At 46.3% G+C, this 21,903-nt stretch carries 19 protein-coding genes and 3 tRNA genes; 3 read left to right on the top strand and 19 right to left on the bottom strand.

The window, feature by feature from the left end; all coding sequences use genetic code 11:
- Positions 1-2: 2 nt before the first annotated feature.
- From BM293_RS01375 to BM293_RS01455, 17 genes are all read right to left on the bottom strand, one after another.
- Complete coding sequence (locus tag BM293_RS01375) at positions 3-791, bottom strand: ABC transporter ATP-binding protein (protein WP_093446284.1); 789 nt, start codon at positions 789-791, stop codon at positions 3-5.
- Positions 792-806: 15 nt separating this feature from the next.
- Positions 807-1,799 carry an ABC transporter permease gene (locus BM293_RS01380; protein ID WP_093446286.1) on the bottom strand — a complete coding sequence of 331 codons (993 nt, stop codon included), beginning with the start codon at positions 1,797-1,799 and terminating at the stop codon, positions 807-809.
- Between the two features lie 46 nt (positions 1,800-1,845).
- Positions 1,846-3,240, bottom strand: a complete 1,395-nt coding sequence (locus BM293_RS01385) for a CmpA/NrtA family ABC transporter substrate-binding protein (protein WP_093446287.1) — start codon at positions 3,238-3,240, stop codon at positions 1,846-1,848.
- 267 nt (positions 3,241-3,507) lie between these two features.
- Complete coding sequence (locus BM293_RS01390; RefSeq protein ID WP_093446289.1) at positions 3,508-4,734, bottom strand: nitrate- and nitrite sensing domain-containing protein; 1,227 nt, start codon at positions 4,732-4,734, stop codon at positions 3,508-3,510.
- A 77-nt stretch (positions 4,735-4,811) separates the two neighbouring features.
- Positions 4,812-7,874, bottom strand: coding sequence for an AAA family ATPase (locus tag BM293_RS01395; protein WP_093446291.1), 3,063 nt, complete (start codon positions 7,872-7,874; stop codon positions 4,812-4,814).
- Positions 7,871-9,019: an exonuclease SbcCD subunit D gene (locus tag BM293_RS01400; RefSeq protein WP_093446292.1), complete on the bottom strand. Its 1,149-nt coding sequence runs from the start codon at positions 9,017-9,019 to the stop codon at positions 7,871-7,873. The genes BM293_RS01395 and BM293_RS01400 overlap by 4 nt, the downstream gene beginning before the upstream one ends.
- Positions 9,020-9,039: 20 nt before the next feature.
- Positions 9,040-10,917 carry a hypothetical protein gene (locus BM293_RS01405; RefSeq protein WP_093446294.1) on the bottom strand — a complete coding sequence of 626 codons (1,878 nt, stop codon included), beginning with the start codon at positions 10,915-10,917 and terminating at the stop codon, positions 9,040-9,042.
- Between the two features lie 159 nt (positions 10,918-11,076).
- Complete coding sequence (locus BM293_RS01410; protein ID WP_093446295.1) at positions 11,077-11,475, bottom strand: DUF4168 domain-containing protein; 399 nt, start codon at positions 11,473-11,475, stop codon at positions 11,077-11,079.
- 106 nt (positions 11,476-11,581) lie between these two features.
- Entirely contained in the window at positions 11,582-12,184 is a 603-nt protein-coding gene (locus BM293_RS01415) for a hypothetical protein (protein WP_093446297.1), read from the bottom strand.
- A gap of 1 nt (position 12,185) precedes the next feature.
- Positions 12,186-12,569, bottom strand: a complete 384-nt coding sequence (locus BM293_RS01420) for a YchJ family protein (protein WP_093446298.1) — start codon at positions 12,567-12,569, stop codon at positions 12,186-12,188.
- A gap of 46 nt (positions 12,570-12,615) precedes the next feature.
- Positions 12,616-13,785, bottom strand: coding sequence for a dTDP-glucose 4,6-dehydratase (locus tag BM293_RS01425; RefSeq protein WP_093446299.1), 1,170 nt, complete (start codon positions 13,783-13,785; stop codon positions 12,616-12,618).
- 317 nt (positions 13,786-14,102) lie between these two features.
- Positions 14,103-14,189 (bottom strand) — tRNA-Leu (locus BM293_RS01430).
- Positions 14,190-14,232: 43 nt separating this feature from the next.
- Positions 14,233-14,306 (bottom strand) — tRNA-Cys (locus BM293_RS01435).
- A 5-nt stretch (positions 14,307-14,311) separates the two neighbouring features.
- A tRNA-Gly gene (locus BM293_RS01440) sits at positions 14,312-14,387 on the bottom strand.
- A 136-nt stretch (positions 14,388-14,523) separates the two neighbouring features.
- A complete protein-coding gene (gene pgsA / locus BM293_RS01445) occupies positions 14,524-15,078 on the bottom strand; it encodes a CDP-diacylglycerol--glycerol-3-phosphate 3-phosphatidyltransferase (RefSeq protein WP_093447816.1) in 555 nt (184 codons plus the stop codon).
- 85 nt (positions 15,079-15,163) lie between these two features.
- Positions 15,164-16,090 carry an MOSC domain-containing protein gene (locus tag BM293_RS01450; RefSeq protein ID WP_093446300.1) on the bottom strand — a complete coding sequence of 309 codons (927 nt, stop codon included), beginning with the start codon at positions 16,088-16,090 and terminating at the stop codon, positions 15,164-15,166.
- Between the two features lie 7 nt (positions 16,091-16,097).
- A complete protein-coding gene (locus tag BM293_RS01455; RefSeq protein WP_093446301.1) occupies positions 16,098-16,340 on the bottom strand; it encodes a helix-turn-helix domain-containing protein in 243 nt (80 codons plus the stop codon).
- Positions 16,341-16,713: 373 nt separating this feature from the next.
- On the opposite strand from BM293_RS01455, the gene BM293_RS01460 reads away from it, so the two are divergent.
- Positions 16,714-18,030, top strand: a complete 1,317-nt coding sequence (locus tag BM293_RS01460) for a Wzz/FepE/Etk N-terminal domain-containing protein (RefSeq protein ID WP_093446302.1) — start codon at positions 16,714-16,716, stop codon at positions 18,028-18,030.
- Positions 18,031-18,044: 14 nt separating this feature from the next.
- On the opposite strand, the gene BM293_RS01465 is transcribed toward BM293_RS01460, so the two are convergent.
- Both BM293_RS01465 and uvrC read right to left on the bottom strand, forming a co-directional pair.
- Complete coding sequence (locus tag BM293_RS01465; RefSeq protein WP_093446304.1) at positions 18,045-18,638, bottom strand: DUF1415 domain-containing protein; 594 nt, start codon at positions 18,636-18,638, stop codon at positions 18,045-18,047.
- Positions 18,635-20,482 (bottom strand): excinuclease ABC subunit UvrC, encoded by a 1,848-nt coding sequence (uvrC, locus tag BM293_RS01470; protein WP_093446306.1) that lies wholly within the window; start codon positions 20,480-20,482, stop codon positions 18,635-18,637. The genes BM293_RS01465 and uvrC overlap by 4 nt, the downstream gene beginning before the upstream one ends.
- 69 nt (positions 20,483-20,551) lie before the next feature.
- Here uvrC and BM293_RS01475 point away from each other — a divergent pair, with 69 nt between their 5' ends.
- Positions 20,552-21,550: a S49 family peptidase gene (locus tag BM293_RS01475; RefSeq protein WP_093446308.1), complete on the top strand. Its 999-nt coding sequence runs from the start codon at positions 20,552-20,554 to the stop codon at positions 21,548-21,550.
- A 47-nt stretch (positions 21,551-21,597) separates the two neighbouring features.
- Positions 21,598-21,882: a peptidylprolyl isomerase gene (locus tag BM293_RS01480; protein WP_093446310.1), complete on the top strand. Its 285-nt coding sequence runs from the start codon at positions 21,598-21,600 to the stop codon at positions 21,880-21,882.
- Positions 21,883-21,903 lie beyond the last annotated feature (21 nt).

Consider the following 21,903-nt stretch of genomic DNA (forward strand, 5'->3'; position numbering starts at 1 on the left):
GGCTAAAGCTCCGTTTTGGCTTGTTTTTCGTACAAGAAACTCAATACCTGCTGACGGTAATGGTTGTACTGCGCATCCTCGGTTAGCACCACCCGGTTTCTAGGGCGCGGCAAATTGATTTCCTCAATTTCGCCAATCGTCGCGGCTGGGCCATTGGTCATCATTACAATTCGATCGGACAACAACACAGCCTCATCAACGTCATGAGTAATCATAATCACCGTGTTGTTTAATTCATGCTGAATTTCCATCAAGGAGTCTTGCAGGTGTGCACGGGTTAAGGCATCCAGTGCGCCAAAGGGCTCGTCCATCAACAATACTTTGGGTTGCATCGACAAGGCACGCGCAATGCCAACTCGCTGTTTCATGCCGCCAGAAATTTCATCCGGGCGTTTGTGCATCGCATGATCCATGTGAACCAATTTCAGGTTGTGTTCGATCCAATCTTTAATCTCGGCTTTGCTGCTGTTTTTCATCACCTGTTTCACCGCCAACTCGACATTCTGATATGCGGTTAACCAAGGCAATAATGAATGGTTTTGAAACACCACCGCGCGTTCAGGACCAGGCGCATTGACCTCCTTTCCTTCTAAAATAACCCCGCCTTTGGTGGCTTGATAAAGCCCCGCGACGATATTCAACACCGTGGACTTGCCACAACCTGAATGACCAATCAATGAAATAAACTCGCCTTTGGATATTTTTAAATTGATATTTTGAATCGCCACAAAGGGCACCGTCGGGGTTGGGAATGCAATTTCAACATCCGTTAATTCTAAATATGCGTCCATTTCTCTCTCCTAAAATTAACGAAGTACGGCTGACTTATCCCAAGACACAAACTTTTGCAGCACCAACATTAGTCGATCCAATAAAAATCCGATAAACCCGATCACCAATACCGCCACCATAATGCGTGACATGGATTCGGAACTGCCATTTTGGAACTGATCCCAAATAAACTTACCCAGGCCTGGTGATTGTGAGAGCATTTCTGCCGCAATGAGCACCATCCATGCAATCCCTAGTGAGATGCGTAAACCGGTAAAAATCATTGGGATGGCTGAAGGAATCAGGATTTTTGTAACGTGGGTCCATGGGTTTAGATTCAATACCTTTGATACATTCAACAAATCCTTACTCGCGGTCGCAACTCCGACAGCCGTGTTAATAATCGTTGACCAGATCGAACTCAGCAGTACGGTAATCGCCGATACAATAAACGCCGTTTGAAACATCGGACTTTCACTGACGTACAAGGCACTCACCACCAGCGTAACCAACGGCAACCAAGCTAAGGGCGACACGGGTTTGAACAACTGAATAACCGGATTGACGGCACGATACAGCCCATCCGACATGCCAATCAGTATGCCAATCGGAATCGCAATCAGCGAGCCAATCACAAACGCGGTAAACACGGTAAACAATGACGTCTTGATTTGATCAATAAAGGTTGGTGCGCCGGTATAAGGGCGAATCGTGGGTACAAAATCAGGATCCACTTCTAATCGAGCAGCAATTCGTGCTTCTTGTCGTTCATAAAAGGCCTGCGCCCGTTCTTTTTCTGCCTGATGTTCATCTAATAGATTGTTAAATTGCTGATACACCTCAATCGGACCAGGAAAATTACCCAACGAAGTTTCAATGTTTTTTGCCGCGCCCGACCAAAGCATTAAAAAAACCAGCAAACCAATAATCGGTAAACCCAATTGTTTAAAAATCAGCAGAATTTGCTGCTTTGGATTGTGGCCCTTAGCCAAATTGGCATAGGGCTCGATAAATAACGGAAGTTTCATCTGTCATCCTTTTGGGCGAGCACAGCGCTCACCCGCTTACTTTTATCTATACCTTGTCGGCGCCTTTTAACCCAATCTCAAATTGTTTGAGATAATCATTAGGCTTTAAGCCGTCATAGGTGATGCCGTCAATAAACTCGTTGGTTGCGGGTTTAAAGCCGGTTTCTGTTGAAAAATCTGGGAATTCAGCCGCGGTGAATTTGCCCTCTTTAATTAACTCACCTGCAGCGAGTTGATAGATATCAGGGCGGTACACTTGTTTAGCCACATCGTGATACCAGTCATCCGGCTTTTGTTCACTGATTTGCCCCCAACGGCGCATTTGAGTTAAAAACCAAACGGCATCGGAATAAAACGGATAGGTAGCATGGTTGCGGAAGAAAATATTAAAATCTGGTTCAGAGCGTTGATCGCCCTTTTCATATTCAAAGGTGCCAGTCATTGAGTTGGCAATCACCGCCTCATCCGCACCGACGTATATAGGTCTGGCTAAAATCTTAACGGCTTCTTTACGGTTAGCATTGTCATTTTCATCCAACCAACGTGCAGCACGTAACAGCGCTTTTACCATTCGAATCGTGGTGTTCGGATACTGCTCATAAAAATCTTTACGAATCCCAAACACTTTTTCAGGGTTATTGCGCCAGATGTTATTGTTAGAAATGACCGGCACGCCGATATTACGGAACACCGCCTGTTGATTCCAGGGCTCGCCTACACAATAACCATGAATCGTACCGGCATCCATCGTGGCTGGCATTTGTGGCGGTGGTGTGACTGAAAGTTGCGCTTCGGCATTAATCGTGCCGGACGTATCACCTCTATCAGGCGCATAAAAACCAGGATGAATACCACCCGCTGCTAGCCAATAGCGGAGTTCATAGTTGTGGGTCGATACGGGGAACACCATGCCCATGCGGAAGGATTCTCCGCGATTATTTAAATTTTCAATAGCCGGCTTTAATGCTTGAGCGGATATGGGGTGGATAGGTTTGTCGTTTTCATCAAGTTTAATATGAGGGCGCATATCAGCCCAAATACTATTAGAAACCGTAATAGCGTTACCATTTAAATCCATTGAAAACGGGGTAATCAGTTCGGCATTGTTGCCATAGCCAATGGTTGCAGCAATAGCCTGGCCCGGTAGCATGTGCGCGCCGTCTAATGCCCCAGACACCACCCCATCAACCAAGACACGCCAATTGGCCTGGGCTTCTAAGGTGACATATAAGCCTTCATCTTCAAAATAGCCTTTTTCATAGGCAATTGCCAAAGGCGCCATATCGGTTAGTTTAATAAAACCGAGTCTTAACTCTTCCTTTTCAGGAAAGCCAACACTGGCCTGAGCTAGGTTCATTAAACCCGATGCGCTACTAGCGCCTATTGCACTGGCAATGGCTGCTTTTAACAAGTTTCTTCTTGAAAGTGTGGTGTTTTTCATGTCGATAGTCTCCAAGGTTGAGGCAAAAAAAAACGCCCATTCCTTTCAGCAACTTACTGAAGGGAATGGACGCCTTTGTCCAAAATAATTGCGAAGCAATTCTAATAAGTTATTAACACATTCTATGCCAACTTAAGTTTTATAAAAAAATAATAAATAACTTCAATAGCTTAAAATAATAAACCTGTGTAAATGAAATGTTATTCTTTGGCCAATCACCTCTTAATGCACCAAATTAATATAATTATTTACTGGATTTGCACCAAGTTAGAGCTTTTCAGTCTGTTTGAGCAGTCGTTTGGCTAAATCCACCATCTTCATCCCTGTCTTCATGGCTTGATCTCGTAAAAATTGATGTGCTTGCTGTTCTGAATACTTATGCTCAATCATCAGCACCGCCTTAGCGCGCTCAATAAAACGACGGTCTAGCAGGGTTTGTTTGGCCACTATTAATTCCGCTTCAATCGTGCCTAATTGCATAGCTTGATCATGGAGTTGCGCCAACAATAAATGCGATACGCCCTTCATCCGCATCACTTTTTCATCAACTTGAGTTTTAATTTGTGAATCTATTTCTTCAACAATAGGCTCAGCAAGTGACCGATCATCCTCGACCGCCATTTTTTTGGCACTGATAATCTGTAAGTAGCTTATCAAGTCATCTTCTAATGCTTGAAAGCCATCAATCCGCTCGGTCATTAAATCAAACCAGCCCTCAGCTAATGGCAAACTTGCGGGTGTATTGCTCGCACAATGCTGAGCAATGCGTTTACGCCAGTTGTCTAGGTCGGCACGATAAGGTCGCGTTTTTAATTGCTCCAACTGATCGAGTTGTCTTGAGGTGGCAAAGCTTCGCACCAACTGAAAGGCTTGTTGTTGCTGATCAACACGCGCTTTAATCGCGTCTGTTAAGGTGGCCAATTTATTGGGTTCAGAAAGCCCCAAAGCGACGACCCCTAGCGCACGTTCTTGCCCTGCCAATTCTTTGGCCTGCATAAAGTTAAATAGCGCTAACATCGCTCGCGCAATCTCGGCATCCAAGGCCTGCTCCGCTAACTCAAATACAAAACTTAATGCGGCGCTAATAATCTGCGAGAAGGCCTCAATAGCTTGATCTGCTTGAATGGTTTGCGTATCAATTTGTTCACGCAATGACTGCAGGTGATTCAATCGCTCCAAAAAATGGGCTAAGCGCACATAAACCCCACTCGGCAGCGCGTGCTGTTCCATCTTGAGCTGCCATTGATTAACGGCGGTTAAAAACTGGGCTTCATCCGCTAAAAACTGTGCCCGATAGCTGTTAACTTTTGTGGCATAGCGATCGGCATGGTGATTGATAAGTAATAGACTGGTTGAACCACGCTCTAACTGCAAATCATGCACCAATTTACGCAGCGGACGCACTATATCCATGCTTGAAAATAAAAAAGACAGGGCTAAGTGTTGCGATGCTTGCGCTTTGGCAATAAGGGTTTGAATGTGTGCTTGCATCATCAATGTCGGCTCAAATAAAAGAGGTTTATCCTAATTCAATTTGATAAACCAAGCAAAATTTATACCGACTAGCACACTCACAACCCCACCAGCTTAATCTGACTACCCTGTGCACTCGCAATAACATCAATCCGCAAGGCCATTTGTTCTTTAAGCTCCTGTACGTGCGAGATAATCCCGATAGTACGCCCGCTCATTTGCAGACTTTTCAGCGTATCTATCGCCAACTCTAAGGAGTCAGGGTCTAAACTGCCAAAGCCTTCATCAATAAACAAGGTGTCTAATTTAATGCCGCCGGCATAAGCCTGCACCACATCGGACAAGGCTAGGGCCAACGCCAGCGCGGCTAAAAACGACTCCCCGCCTGATAAGGTCGCCACCGGACGACTTTGCCCGGTATAGCTATCAAACACCTCTAAATCCAATCCAGATGCTTTGGTACCCTTATTGCGGGCATCTTTTCGCAGCAACTCATAGCGCCCTTTAGTCATCGCGCGCAAACGCAGGGTGGCCGTCGCTAACACATCATCCAGCAATACCCCCAGCACAAAGCGTTGCAAACTAATTTTGGCCTGATTATCGCCGCTTAGCACCTCACTCAGCGTACCAATGACTTGGTACTCTGCGTCCAAAGCCTGATTTTTTTGCTCTAGGCGCTGCAGTTGTTGTTGCGCACTGTGCAGTTTTGCTTGGTTAAGCTGTAAATCATCCCATTGTTTTTTATGCTGATTAAAAATCTGTTGCTGATGAGCTCGCTGCTCGGTCAATTGAGTTAGATCAGGCAGGCTCATGCCTGCTAACTCAAGATTCAACTGCTCAATGCCTCCGCAATATTTGGCTTCAGCTTGCTCAAAGCGATGGATCTCAGCTAACCAGGCCTGGTAAGTGCTTTCCGCTACCCGATCGGCTAACAATTCTGCTTCATCGCTAAACTCGCTCGCTGCCACCGCAGCCAGCCAATCGGCTTGCGCTTGGTGATGCTGGTTAACCAAGGTTTGCTGGTGTGCGTGCTGCGATGCTAAGCGCTGGGTCAGCATGGTGACCGTTTTTTGCTGTTGGGCTTGCTGAGCTTGTGCGTTGTTTAAATCCTGTTGCAGTTGCTCTCGTTGCTGGTGCAACTGGGCTATTTGTGCAGTTAGCAGGCCTGGTTCGCGATAGTCATCTGGAATCTGTTGCTGCAAGCTGGTTAAGTTTTGTTGTGCCAAGGCCAGCTCAGTTTGGGTTTGATGCCAGGCCTGGTTAGCCACATCAACCGTACGCTGTGCCGGTTGCACTTGGGCGACCAGCGTCGGCAGTTGCTGCTTGAACTCGTTGAGTTGTTGCTGTAGGGTTGCGGCGTGATCTAACGCCTGAGTTAGCTGCTGTTGTTGCGCGATGAGTTGCGCATTATCGAGGCTCGGCAGCTGCGGGCTCAAGGCAAGCAACTCAGCAAGTTGTTCGTCCAACGCCGTGATGGCTGTTTGGCAATCGGTTAACGCCATTTCGGCCGCGGAGCAGGCCTGCTGCGCCCTGTTCAATTGATCTTTGGCTTGGGTTAAATCCGCTTGTTCAACCGGGGTAATGTCCTGCTGCCATTGTGCCGGTTGTGGATGCGTCAAACTTCCACAGACTGGGCAGGCCTGCTGAGGCTGTAGCGTTTTCGCCAAAATCGCCGCCTGCCCCAAATGCCAAGCGTATTCAAGCTGATTGAGCTGATGTTGCGCCTGCTGCTGGGCTGCTTTCGCGTCATTCAGTAATTGTTGTTTGTCAGCCGAGTCGGCCACGCGTTGTTGGCGTTTTTGCGTTAACTTAGACCAGGCCTGGTATTGGGTCATCAAGGCTTGCAGACTATGGCGTTGTTGGGTTAAGGCTACTTGATCAGGTAGGCTTTGATTAAGCTGTGTAATGTTTTTTTCTAGCGTTTGCTGACGCTCAAGCAAGGCCTCAAGCTGGTTTTTAGCCTGCTCATAGGCTTGCAAGCCCTGCTGCGCCTGGCGCTCTAACTGACTGACTTGTGCTGTCGCCTCATCCAATTGGGTGATTTTAGGCCGCAGTTGTTCAAGTTGATGCAGTTGCTGAGTTAAGCCATCACGCGCTTGGTAGGCGGTTTCCGCTTGCCGCAAAGCCGTATTTGCGGTGACTAAATCGGCTTGTGCCTGGGCTAATGCCTGCTGATCCTGGCTCATTTTAAGCTGGCAATCGGTTAGCGCCTGCTTAACCTGCTGGAGCGCACTATAAAAAGGATACGCTTTCTCTACCGCTTGCGCTTGGCGAATTTGTCGTCTTAATTGCGCTATACCCGGTTCACCTTGCAGATGCTGCTGATACTGTGCAACCAACTCATCACGCTGCGCAAAACGTTTGCCTAAGGCTTGCGCCGCCTCAAGCGCCTGCTCATGCTGTTTTAAAGCCTGCGCCGCTTGATCATATTCGGGCTGAAACGTGGCAATCGCCTGTTCAAGCTGCTGGCATTGCTGCACTAACTCTTCTTTATCGCGACAGTTTACCGTCTGCAAAATACCCATCAGTTGTTGGCGTTGCGCGTCTTTTTGTTGACGCACCTGGGCCGCCTGCGCCTTGATGCTGTCTTCTAATTGTTTGTATAAATGGGTTTGAAACAACTTACTTAAAATAGGTTCGCGGTCTTTTGATTCCGCCAATAACAGTTTGCGAAACAAGCCTTGCGGCAACACCATTACTTGACGAAATTGCTCTGAATCTAACCCGATCAACGCCACGACCCGCTCGGTCAATTCTTTAACCTTTTTATCGACCAACAAGCGGGTTTGCCCACTGGCATCTGTAGCATACAAAAAACCTTCTGCTGCCTGCTCGGTAAAGCCCTCACCGCGAGATTTTGGCCGGCGTTGTACCGGTTTGCGCATAATCCGATAGTGCGTATTTCCCAGCTCAAAACTGAACTCGACCTCGGTAGGTAAGTCAGCCGCCGCGTATTGGCAGCGCATATCACTGGCATCACGCTCTTTGCCAGTGGTATCGCCATAAAGCGCAAAAGTCATGGCATCTAACAGCGTGCTTTTACCCGAACCGGTTGTGCCGTTAATTAAAAATAATGGATTATGGCCTAAACGGGTAAAGTCGATTGTTTCAGTCTGTGCAAAGGGGCCAAAGGCTTGAATTTTTAAGTAACGAGGTTTCATAGCGAGTTATCTTGATTGGGTTGCGAGAGTTTAGTCAGCGTGGCATTAATAATGTCAGACTGCGCGTCAGTCAATGGTTCGCCTTGAATTTGGGCATAAAAGTCGCGGACGAGTTGCGCGGCATCGAGTTTGATATGGTTGGGGTTAGCCTGCGCTAATGGCTCGGTTTGCAACACGCGTTTTTCCAGATGCAGCACATTTGGATAGACTTCACGCAAACGCCCCATCGGATCAAGCAAGGCTGTCGTATCGGTTGAGCGCACCATAATATAGTCGTCGCGTTGCGGATCCTGCTGACCTTGTTCAAGTAGTGTGTTTAATGTGCCTTCGAGCACGCGCATTTCACGCAAGGGCTGCAAAGGCAAATGCGCCTGTGCCACCAGGCCTGCTGAATCAAAACTCAGCAAGGTAACGCCTTTTTGATGTAAATGCTCCGAAAAGCTGTATTTAAGCGGTGAACCCGCATAACGAATATGGGGCGCCCCCTTTGATTGCGGACTGTGTAAATGCCCCAAAGCCACATAATCAAACGCAAGCATCGGCTCATAAGACACCCGATCCGATCCTCCGACCGATAGTGTTTTTTCCGACTCAGAGGTTTCTGCGCCATCAACAAAACAATGCGACATGAGCAGCGCCGGAAAATGGGGGTCACGCGCCGCTTTCACCTGATCTAGCAACAGCTTGTGCGCGGCATCGTAATCCGTGACCGGCTGATTAAACACATGCCGAATTCGCTCGGGGTCGGCAAAAGGAATGCCAAAGATTTGCAGCGCGGTGTCGGCCTTACGCAGCCATACCGGCTCGGCTACACGTTGGATATCAGTAAGGATATGTAAGCCGGTTTTTTGTAATTGTGTGGCGGCAAAGCCTAAGCGCTCGGCACTATCATGGTTACCGCTAATCATAATCAGCGGAATCGCCAACTCGGCAAAGCGGTTAATGGTTTGATTAAGCAAGCGCACCGCATCGGCGGGCGGCATCGAGCGATCATAAATATCACCTGCCACCAATACCGCATCCACCTGATACTCAACGGCATAATCAATAATCTGGTTTAAAACATGCGCCTGATCAGCCAATAACGACTGATGATGAAGCACGCGGCCTAAATGCCAATCTGCAGTGTGAAGAAGTTTGATCATGGAGATATTGTAAGCTATTGTTACCGCACCAACTCCAAAACCCGCAAGGTTTCCTGTTCAATCTCGGTTACCAGGCCTGCTAATTGACTGGCATAGCTGTCTTTTAGTTCTGTTGTGAGTAGGGTTTGTTGTTCTTGTAAGGTGGCATAAATAAATTCACGCATGTCATCGCGGTTCATCAGCTCATCGACCCGCACCACCACAAGATCCACCGCTAACCAGGATGCAATACCCGCGCCGATTCCAACTGCACCTGCACACAAACCTACGCCCGGTCCGGTTGCCGCACAAGGCCCCAAAGCAATGGCGGCAGCGCCAGCCCCAGCACCAATACTCGCCGTGCGCCCCGCTGTTTTGGTAGCGGCTTTTGCGGCGACCCGTGCCGCCAGTTGAGAGGCCATACGCGTGCCCACTTGAGCGGCAATCCGTGCAGATAAACGCGCGGTAATCATCGCCGCAATGCCGCCGCCTCCGGCATAACCCAAGGTCAATTGATCAACATTCAGCTCGAATCCATCTAGGTTAAAACAGCGACTTTGGCGCGTGTTGGCCGACAACTCAATCCCAGCGACTAGCTGAGTCGCGCGGGCTAAAAACAAGTGATCGAGCTGACTTAATTCATCATTCACCACCCGTTCGATAGCCAGGCCTGCGGTGTCGTTAAACTTGCTAGCGATAAAATCTTCTAAGCCCGCTTGATCAACTAACTCCGCACCTTTAAAAAATAACTGCACATAAGACCCAGCAATACTAAAATTCCAATCCAAAAACTGCTCAACCCCTGCCTTAATTTCAGGATGATCAAACAAGGTCGCCACAATCCGGTCGATTTCTGCATCTAATTCAGCCTGAATCATTTGCTGTTGTTCTGTCAGTTGCACATTTATGTCAGCTTGAATGTCGTCGCGTTGGGCAGTTTGGCGCGCGTCCGAGCAAGCGGGTTCTAAAGCAGGAATAACTTTTTGTAGTGGTGACATAATGGTTTGTATCACACCACCCGCATTAAACTGATTCAGCATAAAATAAACTGCAAACAAGCTTGCTAAGGTTAAACTAAAGCCTAAAGCAAAGCCTTTTGCTGTTGCACTTTTAACGGTTTGATCACTTTGTACTTGGGCAATATAGGTCACCAACCCCAGCAACACGGACCAAACCAAGGCAAATTTAAGCCCATTCCACACCAACAAAACTAACCACAACAAGCCTTGCACACCAAATGAAATAGCCTGCGCATCATCCGCTGCGGCTAAACTGGCGCGTTGCACTATGCCATAGAGATATTGACTGGTTGCACTATCGAGCGCTAACAACCAAGCCAAACTTGTAATCTCAGTATTGATGCCAACTTGGGCTTGTGCAAACAGACTCGACCAACTTTGTGCCGTATAGTTTGGTATCTCGGCAAACCAAACAAAAACAATGACATAGAGCAACAACATCACAAGCAAGTTCAACCAAAAAGTCGGCCAAAGTAGCACAAAATTAAAGCCCGTTTTAAGATGCGCACGACTCTTATTACTTAACCAGGCATAAATAGCCATAAAGCTAAACACACTGCTAATGAGCACGCCCCAGTCTATGTACACCAAATTACCGACGCGACCCAAGCCTGTGACCACCCAAAGCGCACCAAATGCGCCTGTCACACTGAGAATTAAGGCAACTACTTTAAGCAACAGACTATTAACAAAAACCTGCCAACCACTCGTGGCATGAACGGTAAGAGTTAAAATAGCCTGACGCCGTAAGCGTAGCCAAGCATAATTGAATGAATAGGCTAACCAAGCCAGCAAGGCGAGGCTGAATAGTAGCGAGGGATAGGTGGCAGTATCTAGCGGGAATAACGCCATTAACATCAGTAACAGCAAGAGTGCTATTAACAGATAGGCTTTATTCATTAATAGTAAATTCCCTTAACCTGTTATTTATAGCACAAACAGCGGTGAGTTTTTAGGCTTTTAAGAATAAGAGAATGAGCAGGCCTGCTAGGCCTTGTTGCACGTCTATTGCGTTAAGGCAGCAGGCCGAAAGAAGTGATCATGTATGTTGTGACTGGACTAGTGCATTTCATCCGCTTTGCGCTGCACACGAGCCAAAAAATACGAATCATTTTCCATCAGGTTCAACATTTCTGAATACATAGGCAGTGTTAAACCTTGGGCCTTGATAATATCGGTCGCTTCTTCATTAAAAGCGTCATGCACCTCCGCTAACAACTGCTCGGTAATCTCCTCAACCGGCTTTTCCGCAAGAGTTTGTTGATAGTGATTATGCAGGTCTTCAATCTTAAACAAGCTTGTTAAAAATTGCTCCAGTTGCAGATCCGTTGGCGCGGCTATAGGGGTTTGGCTTGGAATTTGTTCGGGCACGTCAGTTAAGGCGGCATTCGCCAAGGATTTGATCGGAAAAACGGTTATTAAACTTAAAGCGACAGCGGTAAACAATCGATGAATCATAGGTCTCCTTAATTATTAATCGTTGCATATACATGACAACATATCTTAAAAAGACCTGCAAATCAGATCGGCGCATTACAAAAAAACTGCACAATTAAGCCGAATATTAGCGGCGCTTGGGCACAAACTGGCAGCGTGCCGAACCTTTTAACCAGTTAGGTTGGTTAAACGCCTGTTCAAAACCGCGATGATAATCACTAAAATTGCCCAACACACGAACACAGTCTAACCCATGCGCTGATGAGCATAGACTTAGGGTCTGACCGTCGAACTGTGCTTGCGCTCGATGGCTGCGACTGCGCCGATCATCCCGAAACTCATCTAAATTAATGTCCGCGCGCTCGCCAATCAATAAGTCCAGCGCAAAAGGATGAATGCGTTGCCAGTTGTCACCGTTACGCAGTTGCACATCGCTGATCACGCATTGCAAATGATCACCATAGCGGGCTTCTTGACGACGCACCTCCCAAGCAATACGCTCCTTTTCAATTTCCTGCTCGCGCGCTCGCGCTTCGGCGGCTCGTTGCTCGGCACGGGCCTGATCTAACAAGGCTTGCTGCTCTCGCGCTTGTAATTGTTGAGAGGAGGTTAACGCTTCCCATTCGGCTTTATTCATGTTCAATGGATAGGTGGCACAACCGACTAAAAAAACCAACACTATGCTGACAAGTAATGGCTTAAAAATAGTGTTTCTTTTAATAGTGTTCATTTTATGCCCCACAGCATTTTTTAAATTTTTTGCCCGATTGACAGATACACGGATCGTTTCGCCCTAGTGTCAATTTGATCCGCTCAACTTCACCCTTATCATACAACCACTGTCCTTGTGCATTTTGCACGAAGTCACTGCGCTCATGCAAACAATAAGGCACGCCCTGCTCAAGATGATAGGCGTTAAATTCAACCTGCTGACCCTGGGCACTGATAATCTCTAACCGACACCAGGTCAGACTAGCCAACCAGGCTTTTGTGTCTGCATCCATAGGCTCGAGGTTGGTTTCAGTCATCGCTAAATAATCAAAGTCCTTACGCTCAAACGCCGCATAACGCGAACGCATTAATTCTTCCGGAGTGGTGGCCGTGTTAAGGTTCATAGTGCTCCAATATTTAGTCCAAAATCGAAAGTTATCTCAAGCCTTTTCAATTACGATAGCCTAGGCACCAGGCCTGGTTGTCGAGATACCATTGCACGGTTTTTCGTATGCCGGATTCGAAGGTTTCTTGCGGTGTCCAGCCGAGTTCGCGTTGAATTTTGCTAGCATCAATCGCATAACGCATGTCGTGGCCGGGGCGGTCAGCGACGTATTTAATCAAGGCTGCGTAGCTGTCGGCATTGCCCGGCTGGCACGAATAGCTGTCAATATTGGGGTTATTTTCACTGGGATAAAGTTCTTCTAACACCGCACAAATGGTTTTGACCACCTCGATGTTTTGTTTTTCGTTGTGGCCGCCGATGTTGTAGGTTTCGCCGACTTTACCTTTTGTGGCGACCAGCACGAGTGCGCGGGCGTGGTCTTCCACATACAGCCAGTCGCGGATTTGGTTGCCTTTGCCATAAACAGGCAGTGGTTTGCCCTCAAGGGCATTCAGGATTATCAACGGAATCAATTTTTCCGGAAAATGATACGGACCGTAATTGTTTGAGCAGTTGGTGACGAGGGTTGGCAAAGCGTAGGTTCTTAACCATGCGCGCACGAGATGGTCGGAAGCAGCTTTGCTGGCGCTGTAGGGCGAACTTGGGGCATAGGCGGTGGTTTCAGTAAACAAAGGCAATGGTTGTTCTTTAGAGATTGCTTCACTTTGCACGCAATGACCACCACTATCTGTCGCGAGCGCAGCGTGGCGATCCACTTCATCTGGGTGGGGTAAATCGCCATAAACTTCATCAGTTGAAATATGGTGAAAGCGGAAATGTGCTTTTTTATCGCCTTGTAGGACTGACCAGTAAGCTCTTGCCTGTTCGAGCAAGGTATAGGTGCCGACGATATTGGTTTGGATAAACTCGCCTGGGCCATCGATGGAGCGATCAACATGCGATTCGGCGGCGAGATGCATAACGATATCCGGTTGGTATTGATTAAATACCCGCTTTAATTCAGCCCCATCGCAAATATCAACTTGTTCAAAGGCATAACGTTCGTTGTTTTCAACTGACTTTAGTGATTCAAGATTGCCGGCATAGGTGAGTTTATCGACATTCACCACAGAATAGTCAGTGTCGTTAATAATATGACGCACCACGGCGCTACCGATAAAACCGGCTCCGCCGGTGACGAGAATTTTAAGTTTTGTGTTATGAGTATTATTCATTGTAAATTTTTAGTTATAAATCTTGTGATTCGATTATGTCTGCAAACAATGTTTGTTGTATGTTACAAACCTTTTAATTATTCATCCATCAATTATTTTAAAAGTGCCTTGAGTGTCTGATACGCGGTAGGAGTATGTTGTACGACCAGCTTAGGGTGAATTGATGAGATACTAGATCATTTTTTGGGGAAGTGGACACTTCAAAATGGCAACTAGAATTGCAACTAGTGTGCATACCAAAAAATTTAAACGATAATGAGAGTGATAGATAACAAGAAATATATCAGAAAGATTTTAAGAGAATCATAAAGATAAGATGGTGCCCAGGGCCGGAGTCGAACCGGCACGCCCTTTCGGGCGAGGGATTTTAAGTCCCTTGCGTCTACCAATTTCGCCACCTGGGCAGATGACTTGCTTTGCAGCATGTTTTTGAAGCTGTTGTGGCTATGGAGGCTGAGCCCGGAATCGAACCGAGATCCACGGATTTGCAATCCGTTGTATAGCCATTCTACCACTCAGCCATATTTGGAGCGGGAAACGAGACTCGAACTCGCGACCCCAACCTTGGCAAGGTTGTGCTCTACCAACTGAGCTATTCCCGCGCTATGGGTGCGTATTATAGGGGCTGGCCATTAAAGGTCAAGCGTTATTTTGCAGCTTTATGACAAAATTTTGTCATTCCATAGCTCTATATAGCTCGACCATTTACAAGCTATTGTTTTATCGTCAATTTGGCTGTTAACGTAGCTTTGGCCAGGCCGCAATGCTGTATTGCACAAGCGACCACAGGGTTAATAATGCGGCCAAAATTAACAATCCAAAACCAATCGTTGCCCAAGGCACCCCGAATAGATTACCACCATAAATCAGCATCGCTAGGGCTACCAGTTGAAAGGTCGTTTTGTATTTGCCGATTTTTGATACCGCCACGACATCACTAAGTTTTTGCTGCGCCATCCATTCACGTAAGGCCGATACCGCTACTTCTCGCATAATAATCACAATAGCAGCGAGGGTTATCAGTAAGTCTTGGTACTCTACCGCAACCATAACCAAGGCGACAGCGACGATCAGTTTATCGGCAACCGGGTCTAAAAACGCACCAAATTTTGACGTGGCATCCAAGCGACGCGCTAAATAGCCGTCTAACCAGTCAGTCAGCGCTGCGATGACAAACACCAACATCGCGACAAATCGGGCACTTTCAAATGGTAAATAATAAATTAATACAAATAACGGAATGAGCGCGACCCGTAGCCAGGTAATGCTCATTGGAAGGTCTTGCAGTTTCATACCCATCTCTATGTTCAATGCTAATGCGCAAAATTTTAGCACCATCGCGCGCTGGGCGCACTGGAGAATCCTTTAAATAACGAGCTTAAACAAGCCACGCCCTACTTCCAACGCTGATTTGTTGTGGCGTTTGTTGCACGGCGTTTAATAAAGCCGGACCTAATAATAGATTTTGACCAAAATAAATTTGCTGATTTTTCGAATCGCGACGATAGGTTTTGAGCGTGCGAGTCGGCTCGTCTTCAAACTGACCGGTTGCAAGGTTAATGGACGGAATGACACAACGTGCACAGGGTTTCACGAGGTCAAATGACTGCTCGCCCTGCTCACTCATCACCACGAAATGTTTGGCTTGATCTTCTGCATAGGCTTCACAACCCGATAGCACTAAATTGGGTCGAAAAGCCGCCATAGCAATGGGGGCGACAGGCTGTGTTCTACTAGCCAATTGGCGATTTAAGTCATCTAAGCTCGCTTGTGCAATCAGCAGCAAAGGAAAGCCGTCGCTAAAGGCAACTTGCTGAGGCGCACCTGATGGCGTCAAATCGGCATAATCTGGGTCAATCGGTCGCATCATAGTGGAGGGCTGCTGGACTAAACAGACCGGCTGATTTAGATAATCACTAAACCATTGATGGCAGCTGTCATCCGCTAACCAGGCCTGGCAAGCGTCTTGCCAAATACTGACCTCGCGGCAGCGCAGCCCCTTCGCTTGCTCATCGAGTGGCATAATAGTTAATTCACTCATCCCCGGTGCATTAACTCGCAGCGGCAGCAGGCCTGTTATCAAATCTTCTGGCAAGGCTTGATGCGATGCTTGCGGAAACTCCAGCTCCCTAACCTCTACTAAAGCGAGCTTGGGCGCTTGACGTTGGGTTACCATACGTCCTTTGGCATCAATTAGCATCCAACGACGATCGCCCACCAAACCCCGACTATCTAACCAGGCCTGCTGCACCTTAAATCCGCCACAGGATTTAATGGGGTAACGCCAAATTTCACTTAAGAACACTTAACCATCACTTATAAAATCCAGTGCGTATTACGTCCAACCCCTCCGCAGGATCAAAACCTAATTGTTCACAATACCAAACAAACTCAACGACGTCCAATCGACGCTGTCCGACTTCGATTTTACCAATAAATGAGTGTGGCTTACTGATTAGATCGGCCGCCTGGCGCATCGTTAACCCCTTCGCCTCTCTTTGCAAACGGAGCCATTCTGATAAACGCTGAGATTCTGGGGAATAAATAGTTTTCATTTGTCCCAATTATGGGAACAAAACCAATGTACCTAAATCAGGAACAAATTATTTGCAACTAAGCTAGTCTTAATCTAGAATTGTTCCCATTTTAGGTACAAGACACTATAAAGGTGCTTACATGCGTACGGGAACAAATTATTACAAAGCCCTAGCGAGCAGAAAATCAATCGCTTTTGGTCTATTAGCCACATTCATCTTCCCCCCTGCGCTGGTGGTAGAGCACTCTAGAATCTTTCTAGCATTGAGCTTATGCCAGTTCTGCTTATTAGGTCTTTTGTTTTTTTTGCCAGCCTTGACAATGACCATACACATTGGCCTTTTTACTGTTTTGCTTAGCTATAACCTGCTCCAAATCTTGAAGGATTAAAACATGGATACAGAAAACAAAACACTAACCAACAATCATATCCATGACGATGAAATTGATCTTTATGAGTTATGGCAAACGCTTTGGTCACAAAAATGGCTCATTGCTGCTATCACCATAATTACAACTACTTTGGCTGCTGTCTTTTCGCTAAATATACCGAAAACATATCAAGCGGAAATGAGAATTCTTCCACCCTCAACATCAAGCGTTGAATCAATTCAGTTGACAGAAGTTTCAAACTTGGGAATAGATATACCAAATGCTGACTCTCTATACAGCGCTTTTCTTGAAAATCTGGATTCGAGTGAAGTTATAAACCTATTTTTAAGTCATCAAAGCGTAAGGGATTATTATTTAGAAGATAATCTCTCTCAAGGACGCGCACTGCGTCAAATTGACAAATCACTCGAGGTTAATCGGCCTGTTGAACCAAGGGAGAAGGTTTTATTTTTATCGAAGGAAGCCACCCTCAAATACCAAGCTCAACAACCTGAGTTTACGGTTGAAGCCTTATCTATGCTTACTAACTCAGCGGCCTCTTACACCATTGCACAAGTCCGAACTGATTTACTGACAAGTATTAATCAAAATATTACTCGGCTAGACTCACAGATTAACATTGAAAATCAAAGGCTAAATCGTGAAATTCAAGCTGAAATCAAACGATTAGAAGAAGCTGATCAAGAAAAACGTGAATCACTGACGCAGCAAATTGCATTATTACGAGATAAAGCCAAACTTGATAGAGAATTTCGAATAGCACGCTTAAAGGTGGATTATAATATCGCTAAATCTTTAGGCATTGAAACCCCTGTTAATCCAGCCGATTACAATCGTCAAGCTAACAATGTAGCACGCGTTGAAATTAGCAACCAAAGCCTTTCTCGTTATTGGCTTGGAACAAAAGCACTTTCACAAGAAATATCTGCTATAGAAACTCGAAGTTCAGACGATCCTTTTATCCCTGAATTACCTGATTTATTGCGACAGCTTGATGCGTTAAAACTAAACCACCGTATTGAGCGTCTTAAAAACCGTGAAGATAATGTGCCCTTCTCGGACAGTTTACGAAACCTTATAAACCAAAAGGCTAAATTAGTTGAAGCCAAGCAAAAAGCTGAGCAGGCTGAGTTTGAAGTTTACCGAATTGCACGTGCACCTATTGAGCCGGAGTCATCGATCAAGCCCAACAAAAAACTAATCCTTGCCGTAGCGCTGGTTCTAGGTGGAATGCTTGGTATTTTTATAGCCTTAGTTCGAGGTGCAGTCCGTAAACGTCAAACCCTTAATGCAAATCAAAAACAAGAGCCTGCATAACCAGGCCTGGTGTTTTAACTGAAACAGGCTTGACGTAAGGCTTTCATTTGCGCCAAGCCAAGTTCGCGTGCTCGCTGGACATTAGTAGCAGGAATTGAATCTGGATCAGGATGATGATCTAGGGCTTGGCTAAGTTGGGCTTCGCGCAAAATATGCAGCATCGGATAAGGTGATCGATTGGTAAAATTGGCCGGATCTTGTTCATCAGCATCCGCAAAGCAATAATCGGGATGAAAGCTAGCGACCTGATAAGTGCCTTCATAACCCTCCATGACTAATAGCTGTTCAGCCAGATCCACCAAGTCCAAATAATCCCAAAACCCTTCAAAGCCATAAGGCAAGATTAATAAGGTGGTGGCAATGTCTGGTTGTTGGTCAAGTCGTTGCCATTCGGCTTGCAAGGCGGTTAACACATCCTCGGTGTTGCGGCTATCGACCAAGGCATAGTGAATAGCGTTTTTATCAAACTCACGCTGTGCAAAGGGACAAAAATTGAGTCCAATCACGATGCTTTGCAACCATTTTTGGGTAGCGGCTAAAATAGGACGCTGTTCAGCTTCCGGCATACTGGTCTTAGGATTTATTGCGTCGTTGGTAGCATTGTTCATAATTCACCATGGTAAAAGTCATAAATTTTTTGCGCTAAATTCGGGCTAATGCCTTTTACTTTAGCCAGTTCCGAGGCCGCCGCATCTTTCACTTGCGCCAACCCCCCAAAATGGGTGAGTAACAGCTTGCGCGTTTTTGGCCCGACACCCGGGATGTCTTCGAGCTGCGAATGGGTTTGCGCTTTTTGGCGACGTTGCCGATGGCCGGTTATCGCAAATCGATGCGCTTCATCACGAATGTGGTTAATTAAATGCAGCGCAATGTCATCGGCTTCTAAATCAATCCCGTCAAGATTATGAGGCGTATAAAGAATTTCTAAGCCCGCCTTGCGCCCTTCACCTTTCGCGACTGACACCAACGGCAGTTGATCCAACTCTAACTCGCGCAGTACCGCAATCGCTTGGGTGAGTTGACCTTTACCGCCATCGACAATCACCAGGTCTGGTAAGGGCTGTTGTTCGGTTTTTAAACGCGAATAGCGCCGCGTTAAAGCTTGATGCATCGCTGCATAATCATCGCCACCGGTAATACCACTAATATTAAATTTGCGATAGGCTTGCGACGACGGCACGCCATCGACAAACACCACGCAACTGGCGACCGTTTGCTCGCCCATAGTATGGCTTATATCAAAGCATTCCATATATTTGGGCGATTGGGCGAGATTAAGCGCATCTTGTAACGCAACAACCCGGTCCCATTGACTGGCCTTTTGAGATAAATGCTGTTTAAGCGCGGCTTCGCCATTACTCAATGCCAATTGCACCAGTCCTTTCGAGGTCGCTTGACTGGCCTGCTTAATCGTGACCGCTTGTTGTTTTTTCTGGCTAAGCCATTCTTGTAACCAGGCCTGCTCGTTCATTTCGTGACTGGTGAGCAAGGTTTTGGGTATCGGGTGGCCATCATAATGCTGACTAATAAAGGCACTCAATGTTTCCGCCAAGGTTTGTTCGTCGGCATATTTAAACTTTGGAAAATAATTTTCGCCGCCCCATAAATGCCCACCACGATACATCATTAAGGTCACGCAGGCCTGGTGATTACGCACTTGCACCGCAATGACATCCAAGTCTTGTGAACCAGGCTGATTAATAAGATGCTGACTTTGAATGGTGCGCAGCGCTGAAATTCGGTCGCGCAACAGTGCGGCTTTTTCAAATTCCAAATCATCCGAGGCGGCTTGCATCTGCTGACCTAGCTCTTCAATGACATCAAAGCTTTTGCCTTCTAGAAACATTAAGGTGAGTCGTACATCCTCAGCATAATCCTGCTGACTTATTAATCCGACACAGGGTCCTGAGCAACGCTTGATTTGATATTGCAAACAGGGGCGCGAACGGTTTTTGAAGACACTTTCAGCACATTGACGCACCGGAAAAATTTTTTGTAAAGATTGCAAGGTTTGGTGCACTGCACCGGCATTGGGAAACGGACCAAAATAGCGACCAACACGGCGTTTGGCGCCACGGTGAAAGCTCAATGCCGGATAGTCTTTTCCTGTCGAAACAAAGAGATAGGGGTAAGACTTATCATCACGAAACAACACGTTATAACGCGGATTGAGCCGCTTAATTAAGGTGTTTTCTAAAATTAATGCTTCCGATTCGGTATCGGTGACGGTGACCGTAATGCGTGCCACCTGCGCGACCATCGCCTGGGTTTTAATCGCATCATGATTTTTAACGAAGTAACTGGATACCCGGCGCTTTAAATTTTTGGCTTTGCCCACATAAATAACCTCGTCTTGGTCATTATGCATTTGATAAACACCCGGGCGTTCAGTCAAATTGGCTAAGAACGCACTGACATCAAACTTAAATTGATCCTTAAATTGATCCGACATACGCCTACTAAAAACGGTTAGAATACAGGCTTTGAATTATACGCCAGTCGCAAAACTTTTGAGGTAAGAATGGATTCCAATAACCCTTGGACTGAAAATAAACCGGTTGAAAACCCGGGGCAAAGCAAGTCATCGTCTAATTTATCTACACCTGCACTCGATCGGTTAGCCAATGCGGCTGATGCCTATGTGAATCAAGAAAAATGGTCGCGTCGCTGGACAAACATCCTTAAAATCGCCGTAGTGCTGTACATTACGGTTTCGGTTGTTATGCTAGTGGGCTTTTTTAATGGTGCTAAAAAACCTGCTTCCAGTGAAGGTCATGCTGCTTTAGTATCCATCCAAGGCAGTATCATGCCTAACAGCCGCACCAGTGCTAACACGATTAACCCCCTACTTCGTGAAGCTTTCGAATCGCGTAATGCACAAGCCGTGGTCATCCATATTAACTCACCCGGTGGTAGCCCTGTGCAATCGGCATTGATTAATGATGAGATTACGCGACTAAAAGCCCTGCATAACAAACCGGTTTATGTGGTTGCGGAAGACTTGTGTGCATCAGGTTGTTATTATATCGCTGCTGCCGCTGATCAAATATTTGCAAACAAAGGATCCATTATTGGCTCCATTGGCGTCCGCTTTGACTCTTTTGGTTTTACAGAGCTGATGGATAATCTAGGTGTTGAAAATCGTTCAATGACAGCAGGTGAATTTAAAAGCATTGTTAACCCATTTGGGGAAGAAGACCCTGCCGCCAAGCAGTTTTTTAAAGAGCGCGTTTTAGAACGTACCCATCAGCAATTTATAGAAGTGGTGCAACGTGGTCGCGGAGATCGCTTATCGGATGATCCATTACTTTTCTCAGGCTTGGTTTGGCTTGGTGATGAAGCCGTCGAACTCGGTTTGATTGACGGATTAGGTGATCTTGGATTTGTTGTTCGTGATGTTATCGGTGTTGAGCAGGTGCGTCGCTATGAAGCAGACAAGGGGTTAATGGAACATATTTTAGGTGATTTGGTGTCTGAAACAGCATTGCATATTTCTAACCATTTCATTGGATTACGTTAACTTTTTATAAATTTTTTTATGTTATAACCTAAAAGGAGCATTATTCTATGGCTAAAAAAGCAAGCGCAAGACACATTCTGGTTGCCGATGAGCAGGCCTGCTTAGATTTAAAATCGCAAATTGAACAAGGTGCTGATTTTGCTGATCTGGCACGTGCCCACTCGCAATGTCCATCAGGCCGTTCTGGCGGTGAGCTAGGTGAGTTTGGACCTGGTATGATGGTGCCAGAATTTGACAAGGTGGTTTTTAGTGCGCCAGTTAATGAAGTACAAGGTCCGGTACAAACGCAATTTGGTTTTCACCTATTAGAAGTAACCGCACGAACTGAATAAGTTTGTGATCAGCTATAACGA

The sequence above is a fragment of the Thiomicrospira sp. ALE5 genome (assembly GCF_900112445.1).
Taxonomy (GTDB): domain Bacteria; phylum Pseudomonadota; class Gammaproteobacteria; order Thiomicrospirales; family Thiomicrospiraceae; genus Thiomicrospira.

What these genes read in the sequence shown, in the direction of transcription:
- BM293_RS01390 (WP_093446289.1), bottom strand. Translation starts at nt 4,734, where the DNA reads ATGATGCAAGCACACATTCAAACCCTTATTGCCAAAGCGCAAGCATCG.
- BM293_RS01480 (WP_093446310.1), top strand. Translation starts at nt 21,598, where the DNA reads ATGGCTAAAAAAGCAAGCGCAAGACACATTCTGGTTGCCGATGAGCAG.
- BM293_RS01405 (WP_093446294.1), bottom strand. Translation starts at nt 10,917, where the DNA reads ATGAATAAAGCCTATCTGTTAATAGCACTCTTGCTGTTACTGATGTTA.
- uvrC (WP_093446306.1), bottom strand. Translation starts at nt 20,482, where the DNA reads ATGTCGGATCAATTTAAGGATCAATTTAAGTTTGATGTCAGTGCGTTC.
- BM293_RS01380 (WP_093446286.1), bottom strand. Translation starts at nt 1,799, where the DNA reads ATGAAACTTCCGTTATTTATCGAGCCCTATGCCAATTTGGCTAAGGGC.
- BM293_RS01385 (WP_093446287.1), bottom strand. Translation starts at nt 3,240, where the DNA reads ATGAAAAACACCACACTTTCAAGAAGAAACTTGTTAAAAGCAGCCATT.
- BM293_RS01375 (WP_093446284.1), bottom strand. Translation starts at nt 791, where the DNA reads ATGGACGCATATTTAGAATTAACGGATGTTGAAATTGCATTCCCAACC.
- BM293_RS01465 (WP_093446304.1), bottom strand. Translation starts at nt 18,638, where the DNA reads ATGAACAATGCTACCAACGACGCAATAAATCCTAAGACCAGTATGCCG.
- BM293_RS01460 (WP_093446302.1), top strand. Translation starts at nt 16,714, where the DNA reads ATGGATACAGAAAACAAAACACTAACCAACAATCATATCCATGACGAT.
- BM293_RS01415 (WP_093446297.1), bottom strand. Translation starts at nt 12,184, where the DNA reads ATGAACACTATTAAAAGAAACACTATTTTTAAGCCATTACTTGTCAGC.
- BM293_RS01395 (WP_093446291.1), bottom strand. Translation starts at nt 7,874, where the DNA reads ATGAAACCTCGTTACTTAAAAATTCAAGCCTTTGGCCCCTTTGCACAG.
- BM293_RS01475 (WP_093446308.1), top strand. Translation starts at nt 20,552, where the DNA reads ATGGATTCCAATAACCCTTGGACTGAAAATAAACCGGTTGAAAACCCG.
- BM293_RS01455 (WP_093446301.1), bottom strand. Translation starts at nt 16,340, where the DNA reads ATGAAAACTATTTATTCCCCAGAATCTCAGCGTTTATCAGAATGGCTC.
- pgsA (WP_093447816.1), bottom strand. Translation starts at nt 15,078, where the DNA reads ATGAAACTGCAAGACCTTCCAATGAGCATTACCTGGCTACGGGTCGCG.
- BM293_RS01410 (WP_093446295.1), bottom strand. Translation starts at nt 11,475, where the DNA reads ATGATTCATCGATTGTTTACCGCTGTCGCTTTAAGTTTAATAACCGTT.
- BM293_RS01425 (WP_093446299.1), bottom strand. Translation starts at nt 13,785, where the DNA reads ATGAATAATACTCATAACACAAAACTTAAAATTCTCGTCACCGGCGGA.
- BM293_RS01400 (WP_093446292.1), bottom strand. Translation starts at nt 9,019, where the DNA reads ATGATCAAACTTCTTCACACTGCAGATTGGCATTTAGGCCGCGTGCTT.
- BM293_RS01420 (WP_093446298.1), bottom strand. Translation starts at nt 12,569, where the DNA reads ATGAACCTTAACACGGCCACCACTCCGGAAGAATTAATGCGTTCGCGT.